The 24,398-nt window shown below is 58.7% G+C and carries 22 protein-coding genes; 12 read left to right on the forward strand and 10 right to left on the reverse strand.

From position 1 onward, the window contains the following. Positions 1-84: 84 nt before the first annotated feature. The 6 genes from hemH to CFB17_RS19630 all read left to right on the forward strand — a co-directional run bounded on the left by hemH (position 85) and on the right by CFB17_RS19630 (position 3,718). On the forward strand, positions 85-1,182 hold the full coding sequence (gene hemH / locus CFB17_RS09265) for a ferrochelatase (RefSeq protein WP_243389826.1): 1,098 nt from the start codon (positions 85-87) through the stop codon (positions 1,180-1,182). A gap of 153 nt (positions 1,183-1,335) precedes the next feature. Further along, the gene (gene infA, locus CFB17_RS09270; protein ID WP_088561247.1) at positions 1,336-1,554 is read left to right on the forward strand and encodes a translation initiation factor IF-1; all 219 of its coding nucleotides are present in this window, start codon (positions 1,336-1,338) and stop codon (positions 1,552-1,554) included. Between the two features lies 1 nt (position 1,555). Then, entirely contained in the window at positions 1,556-2,158 is a 603-nt protein-coding gene (locus CFB17_RS09275) for a Maf family protein (RefSeq protein WP_088561248.1), read from the forward strand. Continuing rightward, on the forward strand, positions 2,155-3,525 hold the full coding sequence (locus CFB17_RS09280; RefSeq protein WP_088561249.1) for a ribonuclease E/G: 1,371 nt from the start codon (positions 2,155-2,157) through the stop codon (positions 3,523-3,525). Before CFB17_RS09275 ends, CFB17_RS09280 begins: the two co-directional genes overlap by 4 nt. Beyond that, positions 3,522-3,647: a hypothetical protein gene (locus CFB17_RS19795; protein WP_279311738.1), complete on the forward strand. Its 126-nt coding sequence runs from the start codon at positions 3,522-3,524 to the stop codon at positions 3,645-3,647. The genes CFB17_RS09280 and CFB17_RS19795 overlap by 4 nt, the downstream gene beginning before the upstream one ends. After that, complete coding sequence (locus CFB17_RS19630) at positions 3,596-3,718, forward strand: DNA gyrase inhibitor YacG (protein ID WP_243389836.1); 123 nt, start codon at positions 3,596-3,598, stop codon at positions 3,716-3,718. Before CFB17_RS19795 ends, CFB17_RS19630 begins: the two co-directional genes overlap by 52 nt. Before the next feature lie 57 nt (positions 3,719-3,775). On the opposite strand, the gene CFB17_RS09290 is transcribed toward CFB17_RS19630, so the two are convergent. From CFB17_RS09290 to CFB17_RS09320, 7 genes are all read right to left on the reverse strand, one after another. Continuing rightward, entirely contained in the window at positions 3,776-4,264 is a 489-nt protein-coding gene (locus CFB17_RS09290; protein WP_088561251.1) for a hypothetical protein, read from the reverse strand. Continuing rightward, complete coding sequence (locus CFB17_RS09295; protein ID WP_088561252.1) at positions 4,261-4,713, reverse strand: acyl-CoA thioesterase; 453 nt, start codon at positions 4,711-4,713, stop codon at positions 4,261-4,263. Before CFB17_RS09295 ends, CFB17_RS09290 begins: the two co-directional genes overlap by 4 nt. After that, on the reverse strand, positions 4,710-6,095 hold the full coding sequence (locus tag CFB17_RS09300; protein ID WP_088561253.1) for a leucyl aminopeptidase family protein: 1,386 nt from the start codon (positions 6,093-6,095) through the stop codon (positions 4,710-4,712). The genes CFB17_RS09295 and CFB17_RS09300 overlap by 4 nt, the downstream gene beginning before the upstream one ends. 4 nt (positions 6,096-6,099) lie before the next feature. Further along, complete coding sequence (locus CFB17_RS09305; protein WP_088561254.1) at positions 6,100-8,751, reverse strand: valine--tRNA ligase; 2,652 nt, start codon at positions 8,749-8,751, stop codon at positions 6,100-6,102. Positions 8,752-9,039: 288 nt separating this feature from the next. Further along, positions 9,040-11,046, reverse strand: a complete 2,007-nt coding sequence (gene fhuB / locus CFB17_RS09310) for a Fe(3+)-hydroxamate ABC transporter permease FhuB (protein WP_088561255.1) — start codon at positions 11,044-11,046, stop codon at positions 9,040-9,042. Then, positions 11,047-11,856 (reverse strand): ATP-binding cassette domain-containing protein, encoded by an 810-nt coding sequence (locus CFB17_RS09315; RefSeq protein ID WP_207761994.1) that lies wholly within the window; start codon positions 11,854-11,856, stop codon positions 11,047-11,049. Between the two features lie 11 nt (positions 11,857-11,867). Beyond that, entirely contained in the window at positions 11,868-12,701 is an 834-nt protein-coding gene (locus tag CFB17_RS09320; protein ID WP_165769513.1) for an ABC transporter substrate-binding protein, read from the reverse strand. A 2,042-nt stretch (positions 12,702-14,743) separates the two neighbouring features. Here CFB17_RS09320 and CFB17_RS09330 point away from each other — a divergent pair. The 6 genes from CFB17_RS09330 (at position 14,744) to glpD (ending at position 21,799) form a co-directional block, all read left to right on the forward strand. Then, positions 14,744-15,973 carry an ABC transporter substrate-binding protein gene (locus CFB17_RS09330; RefSeq protein WP_088561259.1) on the forward strand — a complete coding sequence of 410 codons (1,230 nt, stop codon included), beginning with the start codon at positions 14,744-14,746 and terminating at the stop codon, positions 15,971-15,973. A gap of 22 nt (positions 15,974-15,995) precedes the next feature. Further along, positions 15,996-16,883 (forward strand): carbohydrate ABC transporter permease, encoded by an 888-nt coding sequence (locus CFB17_RS09335; RefSeq protein WP_088561260.1) that lies wholly within the window; start codon positions 15,996-15,998, stop codon positions 16,881-16,883. Then, a complete protein-coding gene (locus CFB17_RS09340; RefSeq protein WP_088561261.1) occupies positions 16,880-17,710 on the forward strand; it encodes a carbohydrate ABC transporter permease in 831 nt (276 codons plus the stop codon). Before CFB17_RS09335 ends, CFB17_RS09340 begins: the two co-directional genes overlap by 4 nt. A 123-nt stretch (positions 17,711-17,833) precedes the next feature. Then, positions 17,834-19,378 carry a glycerol kinase GlpK gene (gene glpK / locus CFB17_RS09345; protein WP_243389828.1) on the forward strand — a complete coding sequence of 515 codons (1,545 nt, stop codon included), beginning with the start codon at positions 17,834-17,836 and terminating at the stop codon, positions 19,376-19,378. Next, positions 19,375-20,154 (forward strand): DeoR/GlpR family transcriptional regulator, encoded by a 780-nt coding sequence (locus CFB17_RS09350; RefSeq protein ID WP_243389829.1) that lies wholly within the window; start codon positions 19,375-19,377, stop codon positions 20,152-20,154. Before glpK ends, CFB17_RS09350 begins: the two co-directional genes overlap by 4 nt. 97 nt (positions 20,155-20,251) lie before the next feature. After that, complete coding sequence (gene glpD / locus CFB17_RS09355) at positions 20,252-21,799, forward strand: glycerol-3-phosphate dehydrogenase (RefSeq protein ID WP_207761996.1); 1,548 nt, start codon at positions 20,252-20,254, stop codon at positions 21,797-21,799. Positions 21,800-21,852: 53 nt separating this feature from the next. Here the strand turns inward: glpD and CFB17_RS19155 are convergent, their stop codons facing one another. The 3 genes from CFB17_RS19155 to CFB17_RS09365 all read right to left on the reverse strand — a co-directional run bounded on the left by CFB17_RS19155 (position 21,853) and on the right by CFB17_RS09365 (position 24,304). Further along, on the reverse strand, positions 21,853-22,026 hold the full coding sequence (locus CFB17_RS19155; protein WP_165769514.1) for a hypothetical protein: 174 nt from the start codon (positions 22,024-22,026) through the stop codon (positions 21,853-21,855). A gap of 147 nt (positions 22,027-22,173) precedes the next feature. Further along, complete coding sequence (locus CFB17_RS09360) at positions 22,174-23,475, reverse strand: paraquat-inducible protein A (RefSeq protein WP_088561264.1); 1,302 nt, start codon at positions 23,473-23,475, stop codon at positions 22,174-22,176. 124 nt (positions 23,476-23,599) lie between these two features. After that, the gene (locus CFB17_RS09365; protein WP_088561265.1) at positions 23,600-24,304 is read right to left on the reverse strand and encodes a CBS domain-containing protein; all 705 of its coding nucleotides are present in this window, start codon (positions 24,302-24,304) and stop codon (positions 23,600-23,602) included. Positions 24,305-24,398: the final 94 nt, after the last annotated feature.

Genomic DNA, 24,398 nt, shown 5'->3' on the forward strand with positions numbered 1-24,398 from the left:
GGTCGAGCGAATTCGTCAGCGACCCGGGTGCTGGTCAACGACAGGCCTTTGCCCATATGACAACTGTCCTTCCAGAGGTATGCAATGGGCGATTCGATCACGATGTCGGCAGGGGAACAAACGGGCCAGAGCCTATCTCATTTGAGTGAGTCTTGTAGGCCAGACGAGCATCCGCCGGTGGCAACTGGCCGATTAGGCGTCCTGCTAATGAATTTAGGCACGCCGGATGCGACGGATTATTGGTCGATGCGCCGCTACCTGCGCGAATTCCTTTCCGATCGACGAGTTATCGATTACTCGCCGTGGATATGGCAGCCAATCCTGCAAACGATGATTCTCACGAGGCGGCCATCCAAATCTGGGGCGCTTTATCGGTCCATTTGGAACAAGGAGCTCAATGAGAGTCCGTTGCGAACGGTATCGCGATCGCAAGCACAAAAGCTGGCCGATCGGCTTGCCGCGCGCGATACCAACATCATCGTCGACTGGGCCATGCGTTATGGAAACCCTTCTACCGAGAGCGCGTTCAAGCGCCTCGTGGACCAAGGGTGTCGGCGCATCGTCTTGATCGCACTTTACCCGCAATACGCGTCTCCTACGACAGCCACCGCCTACGATGCAGTCTTCGCAGTTCTCAAGAAGATGATGTGGCAGCCGTCTATTCGTACGGCACCCCCCTACTACGATAATCCCCTTTATATTCAGGCTCTCGCCCGTAGCGTACAAGACGGAATTGCTGAGGCTGGATTCGAACCGGAGTTATTGCTCTTTTCTTATCACGGGATGCCCAAGCGATTTCTACTGGCCGGCGACCCCTATTATTGTATGTGCATGCACACCACTCGGTTGGTTCGCGAGGCATTGGGATGGAGCGAGGCGAAGGCCATGACCTGCTTCCAGTCTCGGTTCGGACCGGAAGAATGGCTTCAGCCCTATTTCGATCGCACCTTGGAAAATCTGCCGAGCAAAGGCGTCAAGAGAATTGCCGTCATATCGCCCGCCTTCGCTACCGATTGTCTCGAGACGCTTGAGGAGATCGCGGTGAGCGGGCGGGAGACGTTTCTGGCGCATGGTGGCGCAGATTTCGCCTATATTCGATGCCTCAACGACAGCGAAGCCCACATTGATCTGCTCGAGCAGATGGCCGTGCAGGAACTGCAGGGCTGGCTGCCGTCGCCTTAGCATCCATCACCCGGCAACGACGAGAATGCCTCGGGCGGGAAGGCTGAATGTGGATGGCTCTCTTGACCTGGAGCGCGGTGGTCACCATGAAGGGGCCAATGAACATCGGTCGCGGATGTCGGCCGGTGCGATACCCCTTTTTGTGGAGCGCCAATGGCGAAAGAGGATCTTATCGAATTTAGCGGTACTGTCACGGAAGTCCTGCCCAATGCGATGTTCCGCGTCAAGCTCGAGAATGAGCACGAGGTGCTGGCGCATACGTCGGGCAGAATGCGTAAAAACCGAATCCGCGTGTTGACGGGAGACAAGGTCACCGTCGAGATGACCCCCTATGACCTGACCAAGGGACGCATTACGTACCGTTTCAAATAATATGACGGGGGCCAATGCATCCTCCATCGTTCTTGGATCGTCGTCACCCCGTCGGCTGCAGCTGCTCAGACAAGTTTTGATTGAGCCGTCGTCAATCGAAGTGCCGGACGTTGACGAGTCCGTGTGGCGGAATGAGCAGCCGCGCAGGTATGCGGAACGCATGGCGCGCGCGAAATTGTCAGCCATACAGCAAAGATGCCCTTCAGCCGACTATATCCTGGCCGCTGACACGGTAGTTGCTTGCGGTCGCCGCATCCTTGGCAAGGCCGAAACCGAGCTAGAAGCTCGTGCTAGCCTGCAGCTTCTCTCCGGCCGCCGACATCGCGTCTATGGGGGCGTTGCCGTAGCTAGCGGCGAGCGTAGCGTGTCGCGTGTGGTGATCACGCAGGTTGGCATACGGCGCCTTTCTGACGCGGACATCGATTTTTATATCGACTCCGGCGAGTGGCGGGGCAAAGCCGGCGGATATGCCATTCAAGGCTTGGCCGCCGCCTTCGTCGCGATGATTGCCGGCTCATACACCAACGTCGTTGGCCTCCCGCTTGTGGAAACCCTGCAGCTTCTCGGCGGTCTCGGGTGGGCACGCAGCCAGGTAAATCTATGAAGCGTCTAGTCCTTGAGAAAACTCTTCCCGGAATCGCAGCGGCGCTGTTACTCGACGATCGGTTGGTCGCATTCTGGGATTTCGACGAGATTGGTGAACAGAGAGCGACCGACGCTTTTTTCCTGGGCCAGGTGTCCTCCGTCGATCATCGGCTGGGTGCGGCATTTCTTGATGTCGGAGCGGGCCGCCTGGCCTTCCTCAATGCCAAGGATGCCCGGCGAGGGCTCGCGGCCGATGATAAAGTGCCCCTCGGACGGCTATTGTCAAATGGGCAACGTCTTATCGTTCAAGGCGTCAGAGAGGCTGAAGGCGACAAGGGCCCCAGGGTAACAACCGATCTTAAGCTGATGAGCTTTCATCTCATCTACCGGCCTCGAGGCGATCCCGCAGATCGATTGCGCTCCGTACGAGGGGCTCATCGTCAGCAGTTGCAGGATCGCGCGAATGAGCTTTTTCCACAGCGTTCGGTGATATTGCGAAAGATGGCGTCCGCGGCGCCTGATGATCTTCTTCAGGAAGAATTGCGCTGGCTTGAGCGAAAATTCGCAGCTGTGGAGAATGCCGCGTCGAAGGGTAAAGTCGGACCTCTGCAGATGATCGATCCTCTGGAGCATATTCTGCAGGCCGCACTCGAGAGTGGTCCCCTGGATTTGATCGAATCGGTCGACCCGGGCTTGTTGTCGAGAGCGAGGCGGATCTTCTCTGAACGATTGAGTTATCTGGAGCTCGAACTCGAATCATTGCCTGCCGGGCGGACCGCTTTTGAACAAGCCGGTGTTGAAGACGAAGTAGAGCGAGCGTTGGATCGGGAGATTGCGCTAGAAAACGGCGGAAGGCTGATCATTGAGCCGACTGCGGCATTCGTGGCGATCGACGTCGATGGCGGGGGCAGGGGGGCTCTGGACGTCAATCTTGCCGCTGCGAGTGAGATCGCGAGACTCGTGAAGCTACGAAATCTTGGTGGAACAATCGTGATCGACTTCGTCGATTTGCCGACGAAGCCACAACGGCTGCAACTTGAAGCCCAGCTTAAGGCGGCTTTCCGGGACGATTCTGTGCCAGTAGACATCTATCCCATGTCGCCGCTCGGAATAGTTCAGATAAGCCGGGCACGACGCGGACGCTCTCTGGATGCACTGCTGACCCGCACATGTCCTTCCTGTGAGGGGAACGGGCGGATCGCCTCGTTACGCCTTCGGGCCGAGACGCTCTTCCGTAAGATGATCGAAATGCCGTCTGCCGTCGTCAAAGTATCAGAGGATATGGGCTCCTACATAGGTTCGTTGGGCACGCGCTTCCCATATGCCTACTCGATCGATGCAACATTGCCGGATGGCGAGTGGACGATTGAAAAAGCGAACAGATGAACCGCAGCATCGTTCGGCGGGACCTGACGGGCAACCGCTGGCGCGTTGTCCTCTTTGCGGACAAGCTCGACTGGAGAAATTTCGGCCTTTCTGTTCCCGCGAATGCCGGGACCGTGATCTGATAAATTGGCTCGATGGCACCTATGCGGTCCCCGTTGTGGGCGACGAAGAGGACGAAGATCCGGTAGAGTAGGTGAGGGAAAATCGTAGCCGGTCCGCTGCGGGCATATCGGAGGCGGACCGGGCCGGCTCAGATGCGCGTCGATGGGCCAATCAGCTGGCGAAGATAATTGTAGCCCTGCTGAGAAATGCGATAGCGCCCTCGTTGAACCATAAAGAGCCTTTTTGCCATTAGCGATTGGCGCACACATTGGGATGGATTGCCGATCCGCATGCCATGATCTGCGAGATGGCGACTTGCATCCCCGGTACCAAACGCATCATCGTTGCTGCGACGCTGTACCCAGAGACCTGCAGCCAGCATCTTGTCGACTTCGGTCGAGGCGTTTGGCAGGCTCTGAATAAATTCCCCAAATGCGCCGAGATCGTCACCGGTTAGCTGGCGAGGCCCCTCCGGTTTGTCTTCCTCGGCTTTCTGCCGCGACTCCTCGCTGTTGCCGAAGTAGCCGAGAAGTTCATCGAGTCGGTCTGCCCAGTGGGAGACGAAGTTCTCGGCTCCCTCGATCTCAATCTCGCGCTGTGCGAGATTGATCTTGATGCGCGCATGTTGATTGGTCATGGATTGACCCCGCCAGCGTCGAAAATCGCTTCGAGAGCTGAGCGCCATTCCGGTGGCATGGGAATTGGTCGGCGGGTCGCCCGCTCAACAAGGACATGGACGAAATGTCCAACTGCTGATGCCAGATCGTCCGCCCCACGAAACATGCCGAGCCTCCATCGGAAGCTCGAATTCCCCAATTGCGTAATCGATAATCCGACATCTACCGAGTCGGGAAAACTAAGTCCGTCATAGAACTTGCACCCGTTCTCGGCCGCAAAAATAAGGTAATCAGATGACGTTGGGTCGTATTTTATTTTATTAAATAAATATCTTGATATGGATGTGTCCATGTAGCTATAATATATAGCATTATTTACATGACCAAAAAGGTCGTTGTCGGAAAATCGCGTACTAACATTTGCGAACCATTTAAACGAATCTCGTTTAGGCGCATCGTTTCTGCTCATCCGTAGCGCTCTTCAAGAAAAGACAGCAGCGCTCGGAAGGCTGTCGCTTCTCCCCCTCTGGGTCGACCCGGTCGGCTCTCGTCGTTCCAGCCGAAGATGTCAAGATGAGCCCAGTTTGGGGTATTCGTGAGAAATCGCTGAAGAAAAAGCGCCGCCGTTACCGAGCCCGCAAATGGTTTTGTCCCTGCATTGTTGAGATCGGCGACCGGGCTTTCGATGTAACGCGAATACGGAGCGTGTAGCGGTAGCCGCCAAAGTGGTTCGTTAACGTGGTTGCCATGGCGAAGGATGTCCGATGCCAGGCCATCGTTAGGGCTGAACAATGCGGGTAGGTCCGGTCCGATCGCCACACGGGCAGCCCCGGTCAGGGTGGCGGCATCTAGAATGATGTCTGGAGTCTCGTCGTCGGCGTCGGCAAGTGCGTCCGCCAGGATCAGCCGCCCTTCAGCATCCGTATTGCCAATCTCGACGCTCAGCCCTTTGCGCGTAGTTAAGATGTCGCCCGGCCGAAAGGCATTTCCTGCTATGCTGTTCTCGACGGCGGGAATCAGCAAACGTAGCCGGACCTTGAGCGCCAACGCCATGATCGATCTAGCGAGCGCCAGCATGAGTGCAGCGCCCGCCATGTCCTTGCGCATGAGGAGCATTGAGCTGGATGGCTTGATATCCAAACCGCCAGTATCGAAGCAAACGCCCTTGCCGATCAGCGTGACCTTCGGCGCATCGGGGGCGCCCCATGTGAGATCAAGCAAGCGTGGCGGAGATGGGCTTGCCCGACCTACCGCATGAATCGTTGGATAGTTCTGGACGATCAATTCCTCGCCGACGACCGCACGGATTTTTGCCCCGCCCTCCTTGGCTACAAATTCGACGGCGGCCTGCAGTTGTTCGGGGCCAAGGTCATTCGTGGGCGTATTGACCAGGTCGCGCGCCATGTAGATGGACTTGGCAAGTATCCTGGCGCGTTGGCGGGCGGCGGCGTCACCAATGACGAGCATTGGCTGTTGAGTGTTGTCGTTCCGGTACCGCGTAAAGCGATAGGACTGCATCGCAAAGGCCAGCGCCGCCTCAGCCGCTTCCAGGTCATCGCCTTTGATCAGCCAGGGACCGGACGGAAGGGCGGGAATGGCCGCGGCGACATCCCAAAGCTCGGCCGGTTCATGGGTGACAACGACGGCGGCCTCAAGCTCTCCATCGGTGTCCGGAAACAGGCCGACATTGTTTGGTCGGGGCTCGAAGCCGGTCGAGGCTAGCCAGCGTCGCCCTCGCTCCCCGATTTCGGTCAGCCACTGCCCATACATGTTCGGGCGTACGAGATGGAGGGTTCGTGCATTGTCCTGGCGATCGACGAGCGATGCCAGCGGCGTCAGATAGGGCAACATAATACTAGGCAATCCTTCTTTCCGCCTCGCTCAGGCGCTCGAAGGTCGCTTGCATGTCATCGAGGCGCCGTCTCTGCTCCTCAATCGTATCCGCTGACGCCTTGGCGAGAAAGCCCTCGTTGGCTAGGCGGCCCTTGAGCTTTGTTATCTCGATGACGAGTTTCTCTTTTTCCTTGGCGAGACGACTACGCTCCCGGTCCAGATCGACGACGTCGCCGACAGGCAGTGCGAAGCTCGCATCGTCAACGACGACGACCAGCGCACGCTCTGGCAATATCTGAACGTTCGCTTCAATGGATTCGATGCGGGCCAGGCGAAAAATCGCATCCTGGTTTGCTTCAAGCCACAAACGTGTTTTTTCGTCGGTGCCGATGGCCAGCAGTCTCAATCGAGCCCCTGCCGGCACGTTCATCTCTGTTCGCGCAGAGCGGATCGCGCTGACTAAACGCACGACCCAGTTCAGCTCGCGAGAAGCCTCCGGGTCGACAAGCGAGGCACTGGCGCTCGGCCATTCCGACTGAATGAGCATACCGCCGGGAGCGCCAAAAAGGCGATCCCAAAGCTCTTCCGTTACGTAGGGGGCGAACGGGTGCATGCATCTTAGAGTGAGTGCCAGTACCCATGAAGCGGTAGCGCGCGTCTCTGCTTTGATCTCGTCATTGTCACCAGCCAGGAGAGGTTTTGCGAGTTCGACATACCAGTCGCAGAACGTGTCCCATACGAAATGATAGAGACTCAACGTCGCGTCATTGAAGCGGTAATCCGAGATCGACGCCGTAACCTTGTCGACCATCTCCATGGTTTCGCCGACGATCCAGCGATTGATGGCACTTTGATTGGCGGTCAAGTCGACCTGCTCATTGAGCTTGGCGCCGTTCAGCTCCAGGAAGCGGGCAGCGTTCCAGAGCTTGGTTACGAAATTGCGGTAGCCTTCGACGCGGCTCGGCGCAAAATTTACGTCGCGGCCTTGGACGGTACTGGCAAGCAGCGCCAGCCGTAACGCATCCGCGCCGAATTCATCGGCGAGTTCGAGAGGGTCGACGACATTGCCGCGCGTCTTCGACATTTTTTGACCGCGTTCGTCGCGGACGAGCCCGTGCATGTAGACGGTGCGAAAGGGAACTTGTCGCGTGAATTTCAGCCCTAGCATCATCATGCGGGCCACCCAGAAAAAGATGATGTCGAATCCGGTGACCAAAACATTCGTGGGATAAAATTGCGCAAGCTCGGCAGTCTGCTCGGGCCAGCCAAGCGTCGAGAATGGCCAGAGGCCACTCGAGAACCACGTATCGAGGACATCTTCGTCGCGCTTGAGCTTCACATCCGGGCCGAGTTGTCGACGCGCCTCTGCGAATGCCTCCTCTTCACTCTCTGCGACGAAGATTTGACCGTCTGGGGCAAACCAGGCGGGAATCTGGTGGCCCCACCAGAGTTGTCGCGATATGCACCATGGCTGGATGTTGCGCATCCATTCGAAGTAGGTGTTTTCCCACGCGCGTGGAACAAACACCGTACGCCCGTCTTCGACAGCAGCAATGGCTTCGACCGCCAGCTTGGCAGCGTCGCAATACCACTGATCGGTAAGATATGGCTCAAGCGGCGTACCCGAGCGATCTCCATGCGGCACGACATGCCGATGCCGCTCGATTTTGACGAGGAGCCCCAACTCGTCGAGGTCTTGGACAATCCTCTTGCGCGCCTCAAAACGATCCAGATCCCTATAATTATCGGGTCCGTTTTCGTTAACGCGCCCCATGCCATCCAATATTGGGATGAGTTCAAGCTTGTGTCGGCGACCGACCTCGAAATCGTTGAAGTCGTGAGCCGGCGTGATCTTCACCGCGCCAGTTCCTTTTTCGGGATCCGAATAGGCGTCCGCGACGATCGGGATCCGGCGACCCACAAGCGGAAGGTCGACGTGCAAGCCGATCAGGTCGCGGTAGCGTTCATCATCGGGATGGACTGCCACGCCTGAATCGCCGAGCATGGTCTCCGGACGCGTCGTGGCAACCGTGACATACGTTCCCGGGAGTTCGATGATCGGATAATTGAGATACCAAAGCTTTCCGTCCACCTCTGTCTGTTGGACCTCGATGTCGGACACGGCGGTCTGGAGTTGGCAATCCCAATTGACTAGGCGTTTGTCCCGGTAGATCAGCCCTTCGCGATAGAGCGTAACGAAAGCGCGCCGAACCGCGGCCGAAAGGCCGTCGTCCATGGTAAAACGCTCTCGGCTCCAGTCGGCCGACTGGCCAAGTCGCCGCATTTGTCGAACGATCGTGCCGCCCGACTGCGATTTCCAGTTCCAGACCCTCTCGACGAATGCTTCTCGGCCGATCTCTCGACGGGACAGATTTGTCCCTGATTTCGCGAGCTCACGTTCAACTACCATCTGCGTGGCGATGCCGGCATGGTCGGTGCCCGGCTGCCACAGCGTATTGAACCCACGCATCCTGTGGAAGCGGATCAAGACATCCTGGATCGTGTGGTCGAGAGCATGCCCCATATGCAAGCTGCCGGTAACGTTGGGCGGCGGCAATGCTATGCAGAAAGTCGGAGCTCCCGGCTTGCCGGAAGGACGAAAATAGCCCTTCCGTTCCCAGGAGTCATAGATCCGGTTTTCGACCTCGCTTGGCCTATAGGTTTTATCGAGCATGAGAGGATGATCCGAGAATTTCGGCGCCAATGACGGCTCCAGGGGCTGGCGGCGAGATTTACGAGATGGCCGGCATAGCGGCAACCCGATCCGACGTCTCGTGGTTTCGCGCACAAGGGGTGGGATGGCGATGCTCGACGAGCGCGGATGGGCGCGTCAATCATCGTCAGCCGTCGACCTTCTCGTCGAGACTCCGACTCTTATTTGAGCGACGGGCGCAGGATGATGGCTTCGCGGGGCCGTCCAAAGGTCGAGGGCGGTGCTGGCCGTGCCCTACAGCGGGTGACCTTAACGCTGTCGAAGTAGCCATAGCAGGTACGGCGTGCCGATAAGGGTAGCGACGAGTCCGGCTGGAATTTCATAAGGAAAAAGGATCATCCGCCCGAGCCAATCGGCCGCTACCATGATGGCAGCACCGAGCAGGCCAGCCATACAGAGATGGCGCCAAGCCAATCGGCCGCCCAGAAAGCGGGCCATGTGCGGTGCCATCAGGCCGACGAAGCTCAAGGGGCCGACCAGCAGCGTCGCCGTCGCCGTCAGCAATGCGGCAAGAGCGACGAGGAGGAGGCGTGCGCGCACAAGTGGCAAACCGAGCGTTTGCGCGGTCGCTGGCCCGAGCGGCAGAATGTCGAGCCAGCGGCACATTCCTAACGCCCCAACCGTTCCGACCACGCCGGCGATGATTGCGAGCAGCGCTGTTTGCGGATCCACGCTCCAGGTCGAGCCGGCGAGCCAGGTGAGAAGACCGCTCATACGCGGGTCGCCTGACGCCATGGCGATGGAGGTCAGCGCACTCATCGCGGTGCCTATGGCAACGCCGCCCAGGAGCATTTGCTCGGGTGCAAGGTCCGACCGCCGGCCCAGAAGCAAGAGCAAGAGCATGGCGAGGCAGCCGCCGAGCGCTCCCGCGCCGAGTTGGGCAGGGCGCGAGGGAACAATTGGCAGGGTAAGAAGAACGACGATGCCGATGGCGACGCCCGAGGATAAACCCAGTACTTCCGGAGAAGCCATGGGATTGCCGGTTAGCCGTTGCAGAAGGGCGCCGGTTACGCCCAGCATCAGTCCCGCGGCGAGGGCCGCTGTCACCCTCGGCCAGCGCCATGGCAGAAGCGTCTCAATTTGGCCCGATGATGCCCAGTGCCAACCCGAGCTGTCGCGTCCGACAAGAAGAGCGATGAGAAGCAGCACCAGTAGAAAGCTGGCGAGCCAAAGAAGTGGGCGCCCGTACACACGATAGCTTTGCGCGGTCGAGGCCGCGTTCGTCAGATTTATGTCGACGGTTTTTAGGCGGTGCATCAGGTAGATCAGCAGTGGACCGCCAAGGAGTGCCGTCATTGCCCCGGTTGGAACAAGTTCGCGCGCACTGCCGAAAGCCGCTTGCACGATCTGATCGCTGAGCCACAGCAGTACACAGCCTACGATCGCCGACCAAACCAGCCGGGCGCTGAAGCGACGAATGCCCGTTTGCCGGACGAGAGCCGGCGCGGCCAGGCCGACAAAGCCCACAACCCCAACGGCGCTGACCGTAAGGGAGGCTAGTATTGTCGCCAGAACCAAACCCAGCAATCGCATCCGGCCGACGTGCAGTCCAAGGCCTCGTGCTGCTTCCTCACCGAGATCGAGAAGGGCGAGCGAACGGTGCATCAACGCGATCAGTCCAATGATGCCGGCGATGCTCGGGAGAAGATAGAGGACGTTATCCCAGCCATTCTGGACTAGCGATCCTGAGCCCCAAATGAAAATCGTCTGGAGATAATCATGATTGAAGATCACCAGTAGCGACGACAGCGAGCCGGCATAGAAGGTTACAATCAGCCCGGCCAGAACAAGCGTCGTCGTAGCGAGAAGGCGTGCTCTCACCAGGGATAGCACCAGCAAGAGTGCTAAAGCCGCACCGGCAAATGCGGTCACCTCGCGACCCCAAGGATTCATGAGGTTGGGAGCGAGCAGGGTGCCGACGACCAGGGCCAGTTGGGCGCCGGCTGAGACACCGAGTGTCGATGGTTCGGCTAGCGGATTGCGCAGGACCTGCTGAAAGAGCGCTCCGGCTACGCCAAGAGCGAGTCCGGCCAGCCATGAGACGGCTAGTCTCGGTAATGCTCCTTCGCGCCAGACGATCGAGGCTATGTCAGGGTCACTGCCGCCGAGGGCATCCGGCCATTGACGAATCGGCAACTGGACTGAGAGCGACCAGAGGGTGAGGACGAGCGCCGATGCAAAGAGAAGGGCCGTCAGCAGCAGCGTGGGACCCTTACCGGAAGGGGCAGCGCCGTTGTGCGTTCGAACGTCTTTCATCTAGCGGACGTACGCAATCGGATGGCCGCCTTCTGGATGTGAAATTATGCCCATGGGCAAGCCGAAGACTCGCTCCAGCGTGACCGAGCGCATAAGGCGCTGAGGGGTGTCGTCCTCGATGATTCGACCGGCTCGGAGTGCTACCAAGCGGTCGCAGAATCGAGCCGCCATGTTAATTTCGTGTAGAACCACGATGATCGTAAGGCCACGCTCGCGCGCAAGACGCTGCACAAGCGTAAGCACGTCGACCTGATGGGCAAGATCGAGCGCGGATGTCGGCTCGTCCAAAAGGAGCACCGAGGCATTCTGTGCCATCAGCATGGCCAGCCACACGCGTTGTCGCTCACCACCGGAGAGAGTGTCGACAGCGCGATCGGCGAATATCGCCGTATCCGTCATCGCCAGTGCGTCCTCCACGTGGCGATGATCGTCCAGCGTAAAGCGCCCGAGCGCTCCATGCCAGGGAAAGCGACCGAGGGCCACGAGTTCCCGTCCGAGCAGGCCTCCGGCTGCCGGCGGTAGCTGCGGCAGGTAGGCTACCTGGCGAGCGAAGTCACGATGACCCCAGGCGTCGAGCGTTCGATTGAGAAAATGTATGCTTCCAGCGGTGGGCCGTGATTGGCGGGCAAGCAGACGGATGAGTGTCGATTTACCGGATCCGTTATGGCCAATTAGTCCTAAAACCTGGCCACGCTTGATCGCAAGCGAAACCGACGACAGGATGGTCCGTCGTTCGAGCACGACGTTCACGCGCTCGATATCGAACAGGATTCCAGGACCAGTGCGATCTTCGGCTGCATATGGGGCCATCGGCGGTGCGCTCATCCTCGTCTCGCGGAAAGAGTGCCGTCGGTAATAAGCGGCATAAGGCGCATCGCAGTTGGGATGGCGCCAAAATACCAAAAACGCGGCAGGCTGGCGGTGCGACCAGCACGCACGGGCGGCAATGCCCGCCAGATCGGTGAAGAGTCGATCTCATCGGCGCTCTTCGATGTGAATCGGCCGATCAACATGAGCGCGTCCTCATAGGCTGCCAGCGCTTCGATGCCGACCTGCGTGAACCCCCAAAGGCTGGATGAGCCGTGCCATGCGTTTTTAAGGCCCAGGCGCTCGATGACGTTCGACACGAGGCCATTTCGGTCGGCGATCCAGACGTGGCGCTCATCCTGCGGAATGACACAAAGGACTTTTTGTCCAGTAGCGCTGTCCAATCGGGCTCGACAGCCCGCCGCCATGTCATGCACATCCGCGAGAAGCGCTTGTGCTGCCGTCTCGGCGCCAAGGAGACCGCCCAGTGTCCGCGTCGCCTCTTCAGCGGCGGCTAAGGGCTGACCATCACCGTTATAGACGGTGATCGATACGACCTTGGCGATTCGATCGAGGCGGTGGCGAAGGTTGGCTGATTGCCTCTCATCGAGGAGAATGAGATCAGGCTCCAGACTCTGCATGAATTCGAGATTTGGCTGCGTTGCCAGGCCCACGTCCAGGATTGCCGAAGGCAGCTGTGGCACATTTTCCCAATGGCTGTATTCGGCCGGCTGCGCCATCCCAAGCGGCAGGCGGCCTAGGGCCAGGATGGTCTCGGCGAGAGACCAATCCAACACGACGATCCGCTCGGGCGTCGCGGATCTCCCAAGCTCCGGCAGCAAGGTCACGAGTGATCCTGCGAGGACGGCTCGTCGATAAAAACGCACGGTCACGATCCGATACTCATAGCAGGGACAACCGCGTGCGACCTGCGCCGATGATTCACCTTATCCAGGGTGCTGACGTGATCTTTGAAAGGCGCGGTCGGTCGGGCAGATGCGTTCGGCTGCGCAGGATCCTCAGTGGCGCAAAAGCAAAGATCCTTATCGAAACAGCCGGAACGGTCGACGGTGTTTGTTGCCATCATCTTTTTGCGATCTGGGATGAGGGGCTAAACGCACTTGGCAACCGCCGGCCCTAGAGCGCAAGTCACGTCCTGGCCGCGGTCGAAGCAACGCTCGAGTTCGTCGCCGCTGCCGCGCCACCCGCGAAATAGGCCTGTAAAGTCGGTATGGTCCGTCCACGAACCGCGCAGCTTGCCGTACCGGAATTTGCGCGTCTTGCCCGCGAGTATCGCTATGAAATGTAGTGCTGCAGCCAAGATCGTCAGATCCGACTTCTCGTTCGGTCGTCACGACAGTACGTGCTTGTGTGGCGCCAGATGATCGTAAATGCAGAGTGGTCGAGTAAAGTGAGAAATGCCGGGGGTCAATGAAGCGTGCTCGCGCTATTTTTTGATGCGATCTTCGGTGCCCTACTTTCAGGCATTGTAAGCTATGACCCAGAAGATCTCATCCTCGTAAAGGCCCTTACGAAACTAATTGTCGATTATGTCAAGTATCTCGGAGAGATTAATAGAATCTTTAAAGGAGTTATTGTATATATAATTATTATGTTTCTGGATTTGATCGCCCGTCGTTTCGGCATCGGCTGGTGTGAAGAGGTTAGCTCGATGGAGAGTGAAATCGACTCGTACCCCTGGCGGCTTGGGTGTGCGTGAGGGTCTTTCCGGGTCACTGCGCATCGTGTTGAACACGACTTGATCGATCCGGGTACCGCGACCGTGACCGGTGCAATGAGGCCGCTGCCATTGCCCTCGTCGCCGCCCTCCTTCTTGCTTTCGGCCTGAACGCGTCGCCGCCCTCTCAAAATCGTCCGCGGCGCCGGCTGTACCAGCGGCGGCATAAACGGTGCGACGGTCATCTTGATACGGAAATCTGCATCATGCGGATGGGTTGGCCGAACCACTGATCGCCGCGACGGATGCATGGCGACCAGACTTCTCCATTCCTCGTAGAGCATCTGGACAGACAAAGCGTAGGCTGGTCGGTCGTCATCCTTCTTCCGCTGTGGATGCGCTGACAACAGCCACAGCTTTAGTTGGCATGGCATCGGCCATCGCCCACTGACTGTTTCGGCCTGTCTAGCGGACAATGAGGAAATAGCAGATGACATGGGCGTAGCCGATTGTTCATCCGAATCGACAGAGTCATTCTGGGATGACAGCCGCGAAAATGACCGAGCTCATTCGCGCACGACGCGACGAATAGGCAATCGCGAAAAGGGATGCGGCTTATCCCCTTTATTGGTGGAGCTGCGTTCCGCAGGGCCGCTTGTTCGACCACTGCGGGCCTGCGGCTCCAGGTCCACGTTCGCCTCAGGCCAGATAGGAATGGATGATGCCAACGCCAGCGGTCAGCGACAGTGACCAGACTGCCTAGCTTAAGACCACGATGGCCTCGTTGCAGGCAGATGCGCTCAAGCGGCGACGCGTGCCACGCTCTCCATCGAAGCCGAGGTGCACATCCCTGGTGATCGAGTAAGAGCCTTCGTTCCTGTGTATTTGATCGGATGGCAGACGCATTGATGCCTCCAGCCCACCGTGAGGCCGGTGATATGCGCGTGTCGTTAGCCCAAGATACCGTAGTTATCGAACCACAATAATCTCACAAGACGCGATCCGGGCAATCGATATCGATCTGAAGCTGCCCTGATCAATATTGGCACTCTGAAGCATCGTAAGACTTACGCGCCTAGCATCATTGTCGCCTCGGCTCAGCTTTCTCGGCAGGCTCTTTGCTAGCTACGTCGCCGAAGATGCAAGCGGTTGCGCGCCTGAGAAGGTGATGCCAATGCTTACTCCATCATCGTCACGAGGGGGAAGGTCCAGATGAGGTTGCGCCAAGGTTGGCTGCTAGCGGGAATCTGCGCGTTGGCGCTCTCCGCCGGAACCGCGCATGCCGCCACCGAGATCAGGGTCGTTGTCGCGCACTATAGTGACGCCACGGCGCCGATCTTCGAAGGAATGGCCAAAGACTTCGAGCATGCGCATCCCGACGTGAAAATTAGAGTTGAAGACGTTTCTTGGGACAATCTCCAGCAGCGGCTGACGACAGATATCGCGGGCGGCACGCCACCTGACCTCGCCATCGTTGGCACGCGCTGGCTCCTCGACTATGCGAGTCAGGATGTGGCCGAACCCCTCGATTCCTATATGACCCAAGAATTCAAGGATCGCTTCATCGGCGATTTTCTCAAGCCTTCCGTCATCAATGGCAAGACCTATGGGCTGCCGGTGGCGGCGTCCGTCAGATCGATGTTCTACAATAAGGATCTTCTGGCCAAGGCAGGCGTCAATGGGCCACCCGCAACCTGGGACGATTTTCTCGCCGCTGCCAAGAGCGTCAAGGCCAAGAGCGGCGGCGCGTACGCTTTCGGACTACAAGGAAAGGAACTCGAGACCGACGTCTATTGGTACTATGCCCTCTGGACGATGGGCGGCAATCTGATCGAAAATGGGAAGAGTGGCATAGCCAGCCCAGCGGGGATCAAGGCTGCGACGCTCTACAAGGAACTGATCGACGAAGGTTTAACTCAGCCTGAGCCCACAGGCGCCAACCGCCAGGACGTCGAATCACTTTTTAAGCAGGGCCGGGCGGCCATGATCTTCACAGGGCCCTATATGCGAGGCCAGATCGCCAAAGAAGCGCCCACGCTCAACTATGGCATTGCTCCTATCCCCAAAGGGACGACCGCGGCGACCTACGGTGTTACCGACAGCATCGTTCTCTTTAAGGATTCTTCGCACAAGGACGTCGCCTGGAAGTTTCTCGAGGAACAGGCATTCAGCCCCAAATGGCGGACTGAGTTCACGCTCAAAGAGGGATTTCTGCCTATCACTAAGGCCGAAGCCGCCGATCCGACATTTGCAAATGATCCAGGGCTGAAGGCACTGACTGCTCTTTTGCCCAGCGCACGGTTCGCTCCATTGATTCCCAACTGGGAGGAGATGGCGGATGCGACCATGGCCGCTTTGCAGCAAATCTACCTGGGTGACGCTAAGCCGGAGGACGCACTCAAGTCGGCGGCAGACAAGATCGATGGATTGATCAAGCCCTAGCGCTAAAGGATGTGATCCTCTGATGAGACGCCATACCGGTGTAAGCGGATTCTTGGCCTTCGTCATGATCCTGCCGAGCATAGTGCTGACCCTTTGGACAGTCGGCTATCCGGTCGTCGATATCGCCGTCACGTCGATTCACAGCGTCAATCGCTTCGGGCGGACGACCGGCTTTGTCGGTCTCGCCAACTTTGCGGCATTGTTGGCAGACCCGATCTTTGTTGCCAGCTTCTGGCGTACCTTGATTTGGACGGCCTCCGTCGTCGCCGGCACGATTTTGGTATCCTTACCGATAGCGCTGGTCCTCCAGGAGGACTTCGCCGGCAGAGGCTTGGCCCGGGTAATTATTATGCTGCCCTGGGCCATTTCGCTCACCATGAACGCCGTCGTCTGGCGCTGGATCCTGAACGGCCAATACGGGATGCTGAATGCGCTGCTTTTCGATCTTGGCCTGATCGATGGGCCGGTTGAGTGGTTGGCCCAGGCAAGGCCTGCATTCATGATCGAAATCGCTATTGGCATATTTGTCTCGATGCCCTTTACGGTGACCATCCTTTTGGGCGGTCTCGCTTCCCTGCCGAGCGAGATTTACGAAGCCGCGCGCGTTGACGGCGCCAGCGCAATTATGCGCTTTCGTGCGCTCACGCTGCCGTTGCTCAAGCCTTTCATCAACATGGCCATCGTTTTGAATATCATCTACGTCTTCAACTCGTTTCCGATCATCTGGGTCTTGACGCAGGGAGATCCGGCCAACTCGACCGACATCCTCGTCACTTATCTTTATAAACTCGCCTTTCGATATGGCCGCCTCGACCTCGCCGCTGCCATGTCGATCGTCATGCTGCTGATTCTACTCGTCTTTTCGGTTGCTTACGCCAGCATGGCGATGCGGAGCCAATCTGCAGAATGACTTCACGCCAACGTCGTACCGTGCTGAGCTGGCTGTTCTTGGCGCCTGTGGTCATTGTCATATTGTTTCCCTATGTGGTGATGGTTTCCACGGCACTAAAGCCATCGGACGAAATCTTCGTCTTTCCGCCACGCTGGCTACCATCAAGACTGGCGTTCGAGAATCTTTCGGCCATGTGGGTCTCGACAGGCTTTGGTCGTGCCCTCCTGAACAGTCTGATCGTTGGTTTTGGTCAGACGTTGCTTTGCATTATCTTTGCCATCCCCGCGGCCTATGCTACCGCCCGTCTGACATTCACGGGTTCCAAGCTTTATCGTCAGTTTCTGTTGGTCACGCAGATGCTCTCGCCGATCGTCCTGGTGATCGGCCTCTTTCGATTTATTGCAGGGCTAGGTCTCATCGATTCCCTGCTCGCGCTCATCTTGACCGGTGCTGCATTCAATCTCGCCTTCGCCATCTGGATGCTGCAATCTTTTATGGCGACCATCCCTCGTGAGATCGAAGAGGCTGCCTGGATCGATGGGGCCAGCCGCATCCAGAGTCTTGTGTTGGTCTTCTTGCCTCTGGCTGCACCGGCCCTCGCAGTGACCTGCATCTTCACTTTCATCGCCAGTTGGAATGAATTTGCGCTCGCGCTCACTTTGTTGCGCTCAGGGGATCAGGCAACCTTGCCGCTTCGCATCTTCACGCTGGTCGGTGGAGCGTATCGAATTGAATGGCAGCAGGTCATGGCGGCGACTACGCTCTCGACCCTTCCGGTCGCATTGATCTTCGCCTTCCTGCAAAGACGATTGGTCAGCGGTCTGGCTCTCGGTGCTGTAAAGTAGAGGGTCTGGGATGGATCGTCGTGCGGCTGACGGAGAGTCGCCCCAAGTATCTGGCCTTTGCGTTCGGGTCGTGCCAAAAAAAATTCGAAAACGAAAATCAATCGCAGTCAGGGAGCTTGGTGGATGACGGCGACCGCAATGCGCGGGCCATACCTCTTGGCGCTTGACCAAGGTACGACTAGCACTCGAGCCATCATTTTCGATCGCGCGGCCAGGCTGGTAGGCAGCGCACAGCGGGAACTGCAGCAGTTCTATCCGCATGACGGCATGGTTGAGCACGATCCCGAGCATATCTGGGCGGACACTGTCGCCGTCATCCGCAAGGCCATCCAGCGTGCGGGTCTGGAGGCCGCCGACATTACGGCAATCGGCATCACCAATCAGCGCGAAACAACTCTGGTCTGGGACAGGCGGACAGGTGAGCCTGTGCACAAGGCCATTGTATGGCAGGATCGGCGAACAGCAGCGTTCTGTCGGCAATTGCAGCGGTCGGGACTGGAACCTCTGGTCCAAGAGCGTACTGGTCTGCTGATCGACCCTTATTTCTGCGCCACCAAGCTTGTCTGGATCCTCGATCATGTCGAAGGCACCAGAGCTCGTGCAGAACGGGGCGAGTTGGCCTTTGGCACCGTCGACAGCTTCCTTCTTTGGCGCTTCACTAGCGGTCGCGTGCACAAGACCGATGCCACCAACGCCTCCCGGACAATGCTTTTCGATATCGAGCGGCAGTGCTGGGACGACGACCTGCTCGAGGCTTTCAACATTCCGCCCTCGCTCCTGCCGGAGGTGGTGGACTGCGCCGGTGAATTCGGCCTTACCCAGCGCGAACTCTTTGGCAGCGCCATTGCCATTGCTGGGGTGGCTGGCGATCAGCAGGCGGCGACTTTTGGTCAGGCATGCTTCGAGCCCGGCATGCTCAAGAGCACGTACGGGACGGGATGTTTCGCGCTCCTTAATACCGGCGACAAGGCCGTTAGGTCGACCAATCGATTGTTGACGACCGTCGCCTATCGCCTCGACGGTCGGCCGACCTTCGCTATTGAGGGTTCGATCTTCGTTGCAGGCGCGGCTTTGCAATGGCTGCGCGACGAATTGCGGATGATCTGGACCGCAGCCGAATCGGAGGCCATCGCCGGGAGCCTGCCAGATAGCGGCGGGGTCTACATGGTTCCGGCCTTCACGGGGCTTGGGGCGCCTTACTGGGACCCCGATGCGCGCGGCGCCATCTTTGGTCTGACGCGCGATACGAACGGAAGGCACCTCGTGCGTGCTGCTTTGGATGCCGTGGCCTATCAGACCGCCGATCTTACGGCGGCATTCGCGGAAGATCTCCGGCACGCCGGGCTCGAGCGACAACGGGCAGATGCGCCTCTTGTCATCCGTGTGGATGGGGGCATGGTCGCTAATAATCGCCTCTGCCAATCCTTGGCCGATTATTGCGCCTGCACGATCGAACGCCCGGCGGTCACCGAGACGACGGCGCTGGGTGCGGCTTTTCTGGCCGGCCTTGCGACGGGTGTCTATGAGACGAAGGCCGACATTGCCGCGATCTGGCAGCGAGGCGCTCAGTTCAATCCCGAACTCGATACGGACCTGCGAGTCGCCCATCTCAAGGGATGGCACGACGCGGTCAGCCGAGTACGGAGCAATTCCGCAGAGGGCTTGTGACGAGAGCTGGCAATCGTGAGGCGGAGCGGCATCGCGCCATTGTCGATCTGGTCCAGCGAGACGGATTCGCCGCGATCGAGAACTTATCGCAGCAATTTGCGGTAACGCCGCAGACTATTCGCCGAGACATCAATGCGCTTGTCGGGCAGGGACTGCTGCGTCGCTATCACGGTGGCGCAGGGTTGCCTTCCTCGATCGAGAACATTGCCTATCCGGCTCGACAGATTCTGCATTTAAAAGAAAAGCAGGCGATCGCTCGCTTGGCCGCGACGCAGATTCCAGACGCCGCGTCGCTCTTCATAAACATCGGCACGACGACGGAAGAAGTCGCCAAGGCGCTCCTCGGTCATCGTCAGTTGCGGGTGATAACAAACAACCTGAACGTGGCGGCTCTCCTGGCGCAAAAGGAAGATTTCGAGGTCATTGTCGCGGGGGGTGTCGTGCGCACACGCGACCGCGGCATCGTCGGGGAAGCGACGCTTGATCTCATCCGCCAGTTCAAGGTGGATTTCGGCATCATCGGCATCAGTGGAATCGATTTCGACGGCACTCTCTTGGATTATGATTATCGAGAGGTGCGCGTCACTCAGGCAATTATCGTGAACTCGCGGCGCGTCCTCATGGTTTCGGACCATACTAAGTTCGGTCGTGCCGCCATGGTGCGTGTCGGAAGCATTGCCGAGATCGACTTGCTCTTTACCGACCGTGAGCCCCCGGCGGCAATGACCACCTTGCTTCGCGAGGCAGGTGGCCAGCTTTTCGTCGCCGATTCCTAAGGAGCATAATTATTTTCGTTTTCGAAAGGCAAATGATCATTTAAAGACATTAAATGAGATGGTGGCGTATCTGCCATGAGTGGGGAGCAGGAATATCGTGGGCTCAAGGGGTACGCCGACCTCAACGAGTACCGACGACGCCTCAATCGACGATTTGCTGATCGTCGGCGGGGGGATCAACGGCGTCGGCATTGCCCGTGATGCGGCGGGTCGTGGCCTGAAGGTTACGCTCGTCGAACAGGACGATCTGGCGCGCCACACATCCTCTTGGTCTTCCAAGCTCATTCATGGCGGCCTTCGTTATCTCGAGCACCGTGAGTTTCGACTGGTGCGCGAGGCGTTGCAGGAGCGGCTCGTGTTGCTTCGTCTGGCACCGCATCTGGTGTCCCCCCTCCGCTTTGTCCTGCCGCATAGTCCGGAGCAGCGCCCCGCCTGGATAATCCGGCTTGGCCTCTTCCTCTATGATCATCTAAGCAGCCGCGGCTGCCTGCCGGGCTCTGGTCCCGTCTGCCTGGAGGATACGCCTGAGGGCGCGCCTTTGCGCCCCTGGGTCAAGCGGGCTTTCACCTATGCCGATTGCGCCGTCGACGATAGCCGGCTGGTGGTCGTCAACGCGATCGACGCCCGTGAGCGCGGTGCCAGGATCAGGACGCGTACGCGGTGCCTAGGGGCGGTTCGCGAGGCCGATCATTGGCGCGTGACTTTGGAGGACCGGGCAAGCGGCCGGAAGGAAGAACGCTTCTGCCGCATTCTCGTGAACGCGGCCGGCCCCTGGGTGTCCGCCTTCCTTCAGTCGGGACTGGGGTTTAATGGCCCCTCGCGCGTCCGCTTGGTCAAGGGCAGTCACATCGTCGTGCGGAGACTCTATGAGGGCGACCACGCCTACATCCTCCAGAACGACGACCGGCGTATCGTCTTCGTGATCCCTTATCGCGATCACTACAGCCTGATCGGCACGACCGATGTTTCGGAGGAGGGGCCACCAAGAGAAGTTGCGATCAGCGATGCGGAAATCGACTATCTTTGCGGCGTCGTGAACCGATATTTGGCCCAGCCCATCACGGCCGACGCCATTGTCTGGTCCTTTGCGGGCATCCGCCCGCTCTATGATGATGCAAGTTCCAATCCTTCCGCTGTTACACGGGATTACGTCTTCGATCTGGATGCCCCTGGCGGCCGGGCACCGCTGCTGTCGATTTTCGGTGGTAAGTTGACGACCTACCGTCGTCTGGCTGAGCACGCGCTGGCCAAACTCGAGCCGTTGATCCCCGGGCTGGCGCCTCCCTGGACGGCAAATGCCTGTTTGCCGGGCGGGGACATGCCCAATGGCGACCTCCTCACATTCGCCAGCGGATTTGCGCAAAGACACCGATGGCTGCCAGCGCCGGTCGCATTGCGGCTAGCCCGTGCCTATGGCACGCGGGCCGATCGTATCGTGGGCAAGGCTCGCTCCGTTGACGACATGGGTGGTGACATAGGCTCGGGCCTAACACCAGCGGAGATAGACTATCTCGTCCGCGAGGAGTGGGTCTGCACGGCCGACGATGTGCTCTGGCGACGAACCAAGCTCGGTCTGGAGGCACCCCCGTCTCTGGTCGATGCGATTGATGCTCACATCCATCCACTTTTGCGAGAGAGCGCCTGACGCTTGCAGCTGATCACGGCGATGGCGCCAAAGCTGAGCTATAACGTGCCTGATTATGCCAAGCTGACGCAGCTTTGGTCGGCGAATGTCGCCGAGGCTGTCACCGACAAAAAGCCGCCGCCAAGCAGCAAGATCAGGTCGTAGCCCGTCTTGTGCAGGCCAAGATTGCCGGGGAGCGTGCGGCCAAGCTCAACAAGGAAAAAGATGCGAAGGTCTTGGTATGGCAAGCCGGGCGACCTTAAGCCAAGCTCATCATGCCGGACGACGTCCGGCGTTAAAGGGACTCCTGACCGCGATCAGCCGGCCGGGCGCGCTCTTGGTTGGCCGGCTGCGGGCATTCGCTTAAAAGGCATCGCGATGCGTCGCAATGGCTATCAGATACGTGACTGTTCGGCTGGATCCGCAGCCGAATCCCAGATCAGGCGCGGATCGAAAGTCTCTGCCGCCAGCATGGTCAAGACGACGACGGCGGCAAAGCAGAGCGCTCCCAGGCCCGGCTGGATGGTCGATAAAGAGCCGAAATTGACGAGGGCGACCAGCAGGGAGATCATGAAGATGTCAACCATCGACCAGCGGCCGATCATTTCGATCACCGTATAAGCGAAGGTCCGCGTGCGACGTCGGTTGAGCCAGCCGCGCTGCACGCTGATCAAGAGCCAGGCAAGACCACACAGTTTGAGGATCGGCACCATGAGGCTGGCGCAGAAAACCAGGAGTGCGATCGGGAATTGCTTAGCGGCCACGAGTGCCAGGATGCCGCTAAAAATGGTGTCCGGCCAATTCTCGCCAAGATAGACCCAGTTCATGATCGGCAGCAAATTAGCCGGAATGTAGAGAATGGCAGCGGCGACGACGAGAGCCCAGGTGCGGGCAATCGAGGCCGGCTTTCGAATATGTAGAGGAGCAGCACAGCGCGAGCAGAAGGCGCTTAGGCGCGGCTTGCGCTCAGGTACCTCGTTCAATTGGCGGCAGCTTTCGCAGGCGACAAGCCGATCGATTGGTGTCCCGGTGAGCTCGAATCGGTTCTGCCGCCTTATCCGTTCCCAGACCGCACGCTGCTCGTACATCGCGTCCGCTGCCGCGAGGAGAATGATGACGATGGCGAGCGCGTAAATGCCTGGCTGCAGCGTGATCGAGACCCAGGTCGACATTTTCACATACGCAACCAGCACGCCCAAAAAGAGGATCTCCAGCATCGCCCACCGGCGCAGAGCGTGCATCAGTCGCAGCATGAAAAGCCCGCCTGGCAGAATATAACCGCACGAGAGCGGCCCTAGGACCCAGATCGTAGCCAGCATGCGACCGGCAGGGAAAATCAGTGCGGCTGCACAGACCAGCAGGCCAAGTGGCCACATGCCTTCCTTTGCCAGCATGATGGGCCCGGTGAAGAGCGTTGCTGTGTGCGTGTTGCCAGCATAGGTGATCGACATGAATGGATAGAGATAGGCGGCGATAAAGGCCACAAGTGCTGCGATATTCAGCGCAAGCACAGCCTGCAGGCTGCCGCGACGATCGCCGAAGAGCTTCGTGCGGCAGGCGCGGCAGGTAGCAACGCTGCCTCTAGGAATGCCGCGCGCACGATGGAGTGTGCCGCAGGCGGGACAGGCAAGGAGGGCTACAGGCCTTAGTCGCGAGACCAATCTTTCGGCTTCTGGCTGTCCGACCAGATCATCCATGCCTGTAAACCCGTCGCATTCGATAGGCGCCTTCCGTCATTGAAATAGCGGCGCCACGCGCCGCGTTACCATAACATCGACGTCGATGCCGCGGGCCCGCTCTTTGTCAAGAAGTCGCCCCTTCTTAGATCCCGACGCCCGACGTAGCCAGCGGATCGACGAATGTCAGTTTGTCGTTGACCGACTTCACCCCTGGAACATTCTCTGCCGCGACCCAAAGTGCCAGCCTGGTCCGTTGGTCGATAACGATGCCCTCGAGTGTGACGACACCATCTCGCACCTCGAAACGGACATCACGGTCATTATACCATACCTGCCCATCCAGCGCCTCCGCCAATCTTTTCTTGATTTCGGCATCGGCGAGCGGCGTTTCACGATCCTCGCCCTGCAGCCTTCGGCCGAGCGCGCGGATCAGATCCGAGCGGCTTAGGATGCCGACGAGTTGGCCATCCTTCACGACGGGCAGCCGTTTTACGTGCTTCTTCTCCATCAAGTTCACGGCAGTCTCAAGGTCGGCATCCGGCGCGACGCTCTCGACTTCCTCGGTCATTATGTCTCGTACGCGACGGCTATGCGTGCGGACGAATTCCTCCGCCTGACTGCCAGTACTGCGCAGGAAGGACATGAGACGCGACGTTTGTGGTTCGGTCGACGTCTCGATGCGTCTCAACATATCGCCTTCGGTAAGGATACCTACCAGCTTGCCGTCATCATCGACGACCGGCACGCCGCTTATCCCATTGCTCAGAAGCTTGGCGATTGCCTGCGTCAGGGTGCTGGACGGCTTCACGCTCACAACCGCGCGGGTCATGATGTCTTGAACCTGCATGATGTCTTCCCTTTCTCGCGTCCAGCGGCGGCTTGACCGCTGACTTCTCTTTAAATCTACATCTTCCGCAAGGCCCTCGACAGGTGGTGAGGCC

This window comes from Arboricoccus pini, from assembly GCF_900187945.1.
Taxonomy (GTDB): domain Bacteria; phylum Pseudomonadota; class Alphaproteobacteria; order Geminicoccales; family Geminicoccaceae; genus Arboricoccus; species Arboricoccus pini.

Bases quoted from the DNA above. Each gene is read 5' to 3' on its own strand.
- hemH (WP_243389826.1), top strand. From the start codon at position 85: ATGGGCGATTCGATCACGATGTCGGCAGGGGAACAAACGGGCCAGAGC.
- infA (WP_088561247.1), top strand. From the start codon at position 1,336: ATGGCGAAAGAGGATCTTATCGAATTTAGCGGTACTGTCACGGAAGTC.
- CFB17_RS09275 (WP_088561248.1), top strand. From the start codon at position 1,556: ATGACGGGGGCCAATGCATCCTCCATCGTTCTTGGATCGTCGTCACCC.
- CFB17_RS09280 (WP_088561249.1), top strand. From the start codon at position 2,155: ATGAAGCGTCTAGTCCTTGAGAAAACTCTTCCCGGAATCGCAGCGGCG.
- CFB17_RS19795 (WP_279311738.1), top strand. From the start codon at position 3,522: ATGAACCGCAGCATCGTTCGGCGGGACCTGACGGGCAACCGCTGGCGC.
- CFB17_RS09290 (WP_088561251.1), bottom strand. From the start codon at position 4,264: ATGACCAATCAACATGCGCGCATCAAGATCAATCTCGCACAGCGCGAG.
- CFB17_RS09295 (WP_088561252.1), bottom strand. From the start codon at position 4,713: ATGAGCAGAAACGATGCGCCTAAACGAGATTCGTTTAAATGGTTCGCA.
- CFB17_RS09300 (WP_088561253.1), bottom strand. From the start codon at position 6,095: ATGTTGCCCTATCTGACGCCGCTGGCATCGCTCGTCGATCGCCAGGAC.
- CFB17_RS09305 (WP_088561254.1), bottom strand. From the start codon at position 8,751: ATGCTCGATAAAACCTATAGGCCAAGCGAGGTCGAAAACCGGATCTAT.
- fhuB (WP_088561255.1), bottom strand. From the start codon at position 11,046: ATGAAAGACGTTCGAACGCACAACGGCGCTGCCCCTTCCGGTAAGGGT.
- CFB17_RS09315 (WP_207761994.1), bottom strand. From the start codon at position 11,856: ATGGCCCCATATGCAGCCGAAGATCGCACTGGTCCTGGAATCCTGTTC.
- CFB17_RS09330 (WP_088561259.1), top strand. From the start codon at position 14,744: ATGAGGTTGCGCCAAGGTTGGCTGCTAGCGGGAATCTGCGCGTTGGCG.
- CFB17_RS09335 (WP_088561260.1), top strand. From the start codon at position 15,996: ATGAGACGCCATACCGGTGTAAGCGGATTCTTGGCCTTCGTCATGATC.
- CFB17_RS09340 (WP_088561261.1), top strand. From the start codon at position 16,880: ATGACTTCACGCCAACGTCGTACCGTGCTGAGCTGGCTGTTCTTGGCG.
- glpK (WP_243389828.1), top strand. From the start codon at position 17,834: ATGACGGCGACCGCAATGCGCGGGCCATACCTCTTGGCGCTTGACCAA.
- CFB17_RS09360 (WP_088561264.1), bottom strand. From the start codon at position 23,475: ATGGATGATCTGGTCGGACAGCCAGAAGCCGAAAGATTGGTCTCGCGA.
- CFB17_RS09365 (WP_088561265.1), bottom strand. From the start codon at position 24,304: ATGCAGGTTCAAGACATCATGACCCGCGCGGTTGTGAGCGTGAAGCCG.